Source organism: Oleiagrimonas sp. (assembly GCF_027858935.1).
GTDB lineage: Bacteria > Pseudomonadota > Gammaproteobacteria > Xanthomonadales > Rhodanobacteraceae > Oleiagrimonas.
This window is the reverse complement of sequence record NZ_JAQIBU010000140.1, coordinates 1-6,192: the sequence shown is the minus strand read 5'-3', so window position 1 is coordinate 6,192 and position 6,192 is coordinate 1. Positions and strand designations below refer to the sequence as shown.

Sequence of the window (6,192 nt, the reverse complement as noted above, 5' to 3'; positions counted from 1 at the left end):
GATCGGCCAGGGCTTGAGCACGTCGAAAAAGCGGAACAGCGCGAAGCCGGCAAGAATCGCCCACCACGGTGCCATGACGGCGGGTAGCAGCGCGATCCACTGGCCGATGAATTCGTCCCAGACCAGTGCGCGGTGATCGGTCACGCCGATCCGGCGGCCACTCTCGCCGCAGGCCCACACGCCAATCGCGAAACCCACGATCAACACCAGACCCCATGCCGGCATACCGATGCCGCGCATGTACCACCAGGGAAGCATGGCCAGCAACGAGCCAAACGTGCCCTGCGCGAAGGGCATCAGGCCGGCGCCGAAACCCAGTGCCAGCCATCCCGCCGGATGGGTCAGCAGGGCGCGGCGTTGCGTGGCGGTCAGTGCGGTGCGTGCGCTCATGTGCGGAAATGCTCCCAACTGGTCTTCGGGCATCGTACGGGCCGGCCCTCGGTGTCGTGCACGCGAAGCCCCTCACCGGACACGATGCGACCGATACGCGCCGCGCCGCAGCCCATCCGCGAGAGGTTGGAGGACACTTCACCGGCGCGGTCGGCAGGAACCGTGAAACACAGTTCGTAATCGTCGCCCCCGGCCAGCGCGAAGTCACGCGCCTCGGCGTCGAACAGGGTCAGCAGCGCCGAGGACAAGGGCAATGCATCTGCATCGATCTCGGCGCCCACACCGCTGGCCGTACACAGGTGGCCGAGGTCGGCAAGCAGGCCGTCGGACACATCGATGCATGCGCTGGCCACGCCACGCAAAAAATTGCCGGCGGCCACGCGCGGTTGCGGACGGTTCAACGCGTCGATCAGTTTGCCGCGGCTTCCGCCGGATGCACCCATGAGCTGGTCGGCATCGGCACGCTCGCGGTCCAGGCAACACAGGCCCGCGGCCGCATCGCCCAGGGTGCCGGTCACGAAGATGGCGTCGCCGGCCTTTGCGCCAACTCGCTGCAGCGCCTGCCCTGGCAGCACGAAACCATGCGCGGTGACGCTGACATTCAAGGGGCCCCGCGTGGTGTCACCCCCCACCAGCGCCAGTCGGTGCTGTCCGGCCAACGTCGCAAACCCGTCGATCAGGCCCTCGACAAAACGGCGATCGGCGTGCGGAAGTGTCAGCGAGAGCAACGCCCAGGCCGGTGTGGCGCCCATCGCCGCCAGGTCCGAAAGGTTCACCGCCAGTGCTTTCCAACCGATATCGAAAGCGGCCGTGCCAACAGGAAAATGCACGCCCTCGACCAGGGTATCGACCGCCACCGCCAGCACATGCTCCGGTGGTGGACGCAGCAAAGCGGCGTCATCGCCGATGCCGAGCAGCACGTCGTCGCGCGCCGCCGTGCCGCGCTTGCGGATGAGCTCGATCAGGTCAAATTCCATGGAGATGAATGCCTGCGCGTGACACGAAGCCTTCCAGGGTCGGGCGGACCCAGCGGCCTATCATCTCAGGCGCCCTTCTTTTCCAGCGCGCGCCAGTCGTCGGCCAACTTGTCCAGCACGCCGTTGACGTAGGTGTGCCCGTGGTCGGCACCGAAGCGCTTGGTCACCTCGATGGCCTCATTGAGGATCACGCGGTAGGGCACGTCGGGGCGAAACTTCAGCTCGTAGGCCGCAAGGCGCATGGCCGCCCGCTCGATCGGGTCGACCTGCGCCACCGGACGGTCCAGATACGGCACAAGGCCTGCGTCAAGTTCCTCCAGATGATCGGCCACACCGTGCAGCAGGTCCTCGAAATAGGTCAGATCCGCCACTTCCATGTCCTGCTCATGGCGAAACTGCAAGATCACGGTGTCGATAGCGGCACCGCTCATCTGCCAGGCATAAATGGCCTGCAGCGCGCGACGTCGCGAACGCGAACGGGCCGCCGGATCGATGCCTTCGATGCGCACCGGGGTCACAGCTTCGCGTACAGGTTGACCATCTCCAGCGCGGCCAGGGCGGCGTCTGCGCCCTTGTTGCCGGCCTTGGTGCCGGCGCGCTCGATGGCCTGCTCAATGGTGTCCGTGGTCAGTACGCCAAAGGCCACCGGCACTCCCGACTGCATGGCCACCCCGGCCAGGCCCTTGGCGGCCTCTCCGGCGACATAGTCGAAGTGCGGGGTCGCGCCGCGGATCACCGCGCCCAGCGCGATCACCGCCACGTACTTGCCGGACTGCGCCATGCGCTGCGCGGCATACGGAATTTCCCACGCACCGGGCACGCGGACCAGATCCATGGCATCCTCGGCCACGCCGTGGCGCACCAGCGCGTCACGCGCGCCGCTGACCAGGGGCTCGACCACGAAACCGTTGAATCGGCCAGCGACGATGCCGAACCGGCCACTGGGCGTGGCGAAATCGCCTTCGATAATCTTCATGTGTATCCGTGCTCCGTTCTGCGATCCGCGCAGGACCGCCCATTTTAGGATGTTTGCGGCATTTGTCGCGCATCGGCGTCGACAGCGGCCAGATGCGGGTGCCCGGCAAAGGCCAGATCGGCCTGCCCGCCCGCCGCCACGCGCAACCTTGCGCGAGTGCCGACAGGCAGTGTGATCTTGTCGCGACAATGACCGAACGGCAGGCCGCCAACCACGGGCGTATCGGTCATGCCGCGCAGATGCGAGATCACGGCGCGCAAATCGTATGCAGGGTCGTATTCGTCCCCGCGATAACCGGAAAAGTCACCCAGCACGATGGCCCGCTGGCGGTCCAGCACCCCGCTGAGCTTGAGCTGGTAGAACATTCGTTCGATACGGTAGACCGGCTCGAACACGTCCTCCAGGAACAGGATGCCGTTGTCCGTATCGGGCAGATATGGCGAACCCAGCAGGCTGCACAGTACCGCCAGATTGCCGCCCCACAGCATGCCGTGGGTGTCCAAATCCTGCTCTGCCTTTGCAGCCCAGCGCACCCGGCGCGAAGGCGTGCGTATCGTGTTCCAGAAGTGGTCGATGGTAAAACTGCTGGTCGAGGTACCGCCGAAATCATAGGCCAGCATCGGCCCGGCAAAACTGATGATGCCTGCCCGCGCCCGGAGCGCCAGGCTCAGCGCAGTGAAATCGCTGTGCCCGACCAGCACGCAGCCACTGCCCTGCAGGCGCTTGCCGATGGCCGCGTACTCGAGGTGCGGCAGCAGGCGGTGGATGCCGTAGCCGCCACGGATCGCCATCACGATGTCCGGCAGTGGCACACCCGGATCGGCCAGTCGATTGATCTCGTCCAGTCGTTCGGCATCGTTGCCGGCAAAACGCATATACCGGCGCAGACCGGAGTCGGCACCGAGCACCCGATGACCGGCACGCTCCAGGCGCTGCACGCCGCGCTGGATCGCCTGCGGATCGGCAAACCCGGACGGCGAAATCAACTGGATGGTCAGCGGCTGGGTCATGGAAGGCTCTCTACTTTCATGGTTGCGCTGGGCAAAAGGCTAGCAGCTAGCGTCGCAGGACGCGCGAGCGGCTTCCCGTGCGTTGCCGCGTTCAGGCATGTTCGACCACCTCCAGGCCAAACCCCCCGATACCGACCAGCTTGCGTGGCGTGCCCAGCACGCGCAGGCGGCGTACACCAAGGTCGGCCAGAATCTGCGCGCCCAGGCCCAACTGGCGCCATTCATTTTGTGCATCGTCCTCGCCGCGCTCGGGAACATTGCCCTTGAGCCGTGCCATCAATGCATCTGCGGTGTCCTCGCCGGACAGCACCAGCAGCACGCCACGCCCCTCATCGGCGATGCGGCGCAGCGCGGCGGTGACGGTCAGGCCGAGATCGTCCCGTTTCAGATGCAGCACGTCCGACAGCGTGTTGCGCACATGTACGCGGGTCAGTACCGGCGCATCGTCATCGACCGTGCCGCGCACCAGGGCGAAATGCAGGCCGTGACTGAGCAGGTCGCGCCAGACCACCAGCCGGAAGGCACCGGCTTCGGTTTCGACCTCGGCTTCATGTACCCGTTCCACTGTCTGCTCGGTCTCCATCCGGTAGCGGATCAGGTCGGCGATGGTGCCGATCTTCAGCCCGTGCTTTTGGGCGAAGGACTCCAGTTCCGGGCGTCGCGCCATGGAGCCGTCCTCGTGCAGCACCTCGACCAGCACGCCGGCGGGCTCCAGTCCGGCCAGTCCAGCCAGGTCGGAGGCCGCCTCGGTGTGTCCCGCGCGGCGCAGCACGCCACCCGGCTGGGCGGTCAGCGGAAAGATATGCCCGGGCTGGGTCAGGTCCGAAGCCAGCGCCTCCTTTTTGACCGCCGCCTGTACGGTGCGGGCACGGTCGTAGGCGGAAATACCGGTGGTCACGCCCTCGGCCGCCTCGATCGATACGGTGAAGTTGGTGTGGTATGGCGAGGTGTTGTCGCTGACCATCGGCTTGAGACCCAGCCGCAGGCAGCGTTGTTCGGTCAGCGCCAGACAGACCAGTCCGCGCGCCTCGCGCACCATGAAGTTGATGTCCTCGGGCCGCACCTTCTCGGCGGCCATGATCAGGTCGCCCTCGTTCTCGCGGTCCTCGTCGTCAAGGATCACGACCATGCGGCCGGCGCGGATGTCTTCCAGCAGTTCGGGAATCGTGTTGAATGCCATAACTCAATCGCTTTTTGGCTTGTCTCTGTCCTTGCGGGCAGGGAAGGGTGTGTGGGCTTGCGTCCAGGGGTCATTGCCCTGTCTCCCGCCCCTGCGGCAGGGGCAGGATCGCTTTCAGGCAAAGCCGTGCTTTTTCAGGAAATCCGCGTCGATGCCGCCGCCTTCGCCCGTGCCGAGAAGACGCTCGACGTAGCGCGCCACGAGATCCACCTCGATGTTCACGGCATCGCCGGCGCGGCGCTGCGCAAAGCTGGTCTGCTCGACCGTGTGCGGAATCAGGTTGACTCCGAAGCACGCGCCTTCGACCTCGTTCACGGTCAGGCTGGTGCCGTCGATGGTGATCGAGCCCTTGTAGGCGATGTAACGCGCAAGCTCGTTGGGCACCTTGAACATCCAGCGCTGCGAGCGTCCATCGGGCCGTACCGAAACCACCGTGCCGACACCGTCGACATGACCGGACACCAGGTGTCCGCCCAGGCGGTCGGCCAGGCGCAGGGCCTTTTCCAGATTGACCGGAGCGCCATTCTTGAGCGTGCCCAGGGTGGTCAGCGACAGCGACTCGTTGGACACGTCGGCGGCGAACTCGCCCGCTTCCAGCGCCACCACGGTCAGGCAGCAGCCGGACACGGCGATGGAATCGCCCAATTGAACGTCGGATAGATCAAGGTTACCGGTGGCAACGAACACACGCATGTCGCCACCGCGCGGCTCGAGCGCGCGCACGCGCCCGACGCACTGGATGATGCCGGTGAACATGTCAGCAGCCTCCCTGCAGGAAGGCTCGCATGGCGCTTTCGTGATGGTGTTTCATGAAACGTTTCCCGTCATGCAAATGAACGAAAAACGCCCCAAGGCACGAGGCTGCCCCATCGCGCGAAGCGATGGCGTGGCCGTCTTCTTTCATCCGGACTGTGACCGTCGGCTCCGGAGTTGGACCGGATCTGCTGACCTCACGAAACCTCGTGAGCGCTCGCGGGCTCGCCCTGTCGGGCCTACCGCCGGTGGGGACTTTCACCCCGCCCTGAAGACGTTGCTTGGTGTTGCACTGCCGGACACCGGCAGCGAAGACGAATCATACCACCCGCGGTCGGTTGTCCGCCGTATCGGCTTGTCCGGTACAGACCACGCACTCGGCGCAAGGCTTCAATCCCCGGTCTTCAGGTAGGCGACGTAGGCGCGGGCCAGTTCATCGGCGAGCGCTTCATCCGAGAGTGACTGAACGGTGCGCCAGGGCGAACGGGGTTTGAAGCACAGGATACCGATGGACGTGGCGGCTTGCAGGGTGGCGATGCGCACCGCCTGTTCCGGATCGGAATGGGTGATTTCCTCGCGGTGCGCCAGCATGGCCTGGATCACCTGGTCCAGGCTGTTGTCGCGGATGGCCAGTGCCTCCTGCACGAAGGCCTCGTCATCGTCGGCCCCCAGAAACGTCTCCATCGCCTGCATCAGCTTGGGCTGCATGCGGTGCTGCATGAACATCAAGCCGACCATCTCGCGCGCGGCGCTGTCCAGGGTGCCCTGCCCGAGCTTGCGCTGCAGGTTGAGCTGATTGCCCTGGTTGCTGAGTTCCAGCAGATGCAGGCACGCCGCACGCAGCAGCGCCTGCTTGTCCATGAACCGCCGGTAGACCGTGGCCGGTGACACACCGGCCTCGCGGGC

8 protein-coding genes and 1 riboswitch are annotated in these 6,192 nt (G+C 65.6%); all 8 genes read right to left on the bottom strand.

The features are described from left to right. Positions 1–390, bottom strand: a 390-nt coding sequence (locus tag PF446_RS05270; RefSeq protein WP_298070200.1) for a phosphatidylglycerophosphatase A, incomplete at its 3' end; no start/stop codon positions are given. Then, positions 387–1,367 carry a thiamine-phosphate kinase gene (gene thiL / locus PF446_RS05265; RefSeq protein WP_298070199.1) on the bottom strand — a complete coding sequence of 327 codons (981 nt, stop codon included), beginning with the start codon at positions 1,365–1,367 and terminating at the stop codon, positions 387–389. The genes PF446_RS05270 and thiL, both read right to left, overlap by 4 nt. A gap of 65 nt (positions 1,368–1,432) precedes the next feature. Continuing rightward, positions 1,433–1,876, bottom strand: coding sequence for a transcription antitermination factor NusB (gene nusB / locus PF446_RS05260; RefSeq protein WP_298070198.1), 444 nt, complete (start codon positions 1,874–1,876; stop codon positions 1,433–1,435). 5 nt (positions 1,877–1,881) lie between these two features. Next, positions 1,882–2,349: a 6,7-dimethyl-8-ribityllumazine synthase gene (gene ribE, locus PF446_RS05255; RefSeq protein ID WP_343224657.1), complete on the bottom strand. Its 468-nt coding sequence runs from the start codon at positions 2,347–2,349 to the stop codon at positions 1,882–1,884. Positions 2,350–2,387: 38 nt separating this feature from the next. After that, the gene (ldcA, locus tag PF446_RS05250) at positions 2,388–3,353 is read right to left on the bottom strand and encodes a muramoyltetrapeptide carboxypeptidase (protein WP_298070196.1); all 966 of its coding nucleotides are present in this window, start codon (positions 3,351–3,353) and stop codon (positions 2,388–2,390) included. 91 nt (positions 3,354–3,444) lie between these two features. Then, entirely contained in the window at positions 3,445–4,533 is a 1,089-nt protein-coding gene (gene ribB, locus PF446_RS05245; RefSeq protein ID WP_298070195.1) for a 3,4-dihydroxy-2-butanone-4-phosphate synthase, read from the bottom strand. 114 nt (positions 4,534–4,647) lie between these two features. Continuing rightward, the gene (locus PF446_RS05240) at positions 4,648–5,289 is read right to left on the bottom strand and encodes a riboflavin synthase (RefSeq protein WP_298070194.1); all 642 of its coding nucleotides are present in this window, start codon (positions 5,287–5,289) and stop codon (positions 4,648–4,650) included. Between the two features lie 132 nt (positions 5,290–5,421). After that, positions 5,422–5,566: riboswitch (FMN riboswitch) on the bottom strand. Between the two features lie 110 nt (positions 5,567–5,676). After that, positions 5,677–6,192, bottom strand: a 516-nt coding sequence (locus PF446_RS05235; protein WP_298070193.1) for a TetR/AcrR family transcriptional regulator, incomplete at its 5' end; no start/stop codon positions are given.

Bases quoted from the DNA above. Each gene is read 5' to 3' on its own strand.
- thiL (WP_298070199.1), bottom strand. From the start codon at position 1,367: ATGGAATTTGACCTGATCGAGCTCATCCGCAAGCGCGGCACGGCGGCG.
- ldcA (WP_298070196.1), bottom strand. From the start codon at position 3,353: ATGACCCAGCCGCTGACCATCCAGTTGATTTCGCCGTCCGGGTTTGCC.
- ribB (WP_298070195.1), bottom strand. From the start codon at position 4,533: ATGGCATTCAACACGATTCCCGAACTGCTGGAAGACATCCGCGCCGGC.
- PF446_RS05240 (WP_298070194.1), bottom strand. From the start codon at position 5,289: ATGTTCACCGGCATCATCCAGTGCGTCGGGCGCGTGCGCGCGCTCGAG.